Origin of the sequence: Amycolatopsis sp. WAC 04169, assembly GCF_003947535.1 — a bacterium.
GTDB classification, from domain to species: domain Bacteria; phylum Actinomycetota; class Actinomycetes; order Mycobacteriales; family Pseudonocardiaceae; genus Amycolatopsis; species Amycolatopsis keratiniphila.
Genome location: NZ_QHJI01000046.1, coordinates 1 through 766, shown reverse-complemented (window position 1 = coordinate 766; position 766 = coordinate 1). Strand labels below are relative to the sequence as shown.

Annotated in this window: 1 protein-coding gene; it reads right to left on the bottom strand. The window is 67.4% G+C overall.

Annotated features, from left to right (window positions below):
* Positions 1-328 precede the first annotated feature (328 nt).
* Positions 329-742: a nucleoside-diphosphate kinase gene (ndk, locus tag DMC61_RS40890; RefSeq protein ID WP_125695768.1), complete on the bottom strand. Its 414-nt coding sequence runs from the start codon at positions 740-742 to the stop codon at positions 329-331.
* Positions 743-766 lie beyond the last annotated feature (24 nt).

Below are 766 nucleotides of genomic sequence, written 5' to 3'. Positions count from 1 at the left end.
GAACGACATTGAGTTCCCCATCAGGATTCGACTGGCCTTCCCAGGAGCTTTTGAGGGCTTTTCAGGTCGGCGAAGTGGGTGCAGTGACGCGTGGAGGCTTCCATCGTAGACGCGCTTTCGCGAACACTGCGCGAGGGTCTTCGCCATTGTCAGCAGATGGCGCACCGCCTCGCTCGTGGAGACGGGCCAACGGTGGGATCCGTTCCCCCGAACAGGCGCGCATATGCCACAGGGCGGTCGCTTTCGCGCGACCGCCCCGGCTCTCTCCGGTCCATTCGGCTGACGTGGTGTCAGAAAAAAGGCCTCTCCGGCGTGTCCCGAAGGCGGATCAGACCCGGCCCGGGAAGAAGATCTTCAGCTCGCGCTCGGCGGACTCCTCGGAGTCCGAGGCGTGGATCAGGTTCTCGCGGACGATCACGCCGAAGTCGCCCCGGATGGAGCCGGGCGCGGCGGCGATCGGGTCGGTCGGACCGGCCAGCGCGCGCACGCCCTCGATGACCCGCTCGCCCTCGACGACCATCGCGACGACCGGACCGGACGCCATGAACTCGACCAGGGGCTCGTAGAAGGGCTTGCCCTTGTGCTCGCCGTAGTGCTGCTCCAGCGTCTCGGCGTCCAGGGTCCGCAGTTCCAGCGCGGTGATCTGCCAGCCGGCCTTGCGCGCGATACGGCTGATGATCTCGCCGGTCAGGCCACGACGGACGGCGTCGGGCTTGAGGAGGACGAGGCTGCGCTGGGTCACGAGGGGCTCCCTTGGAGAGGTGCG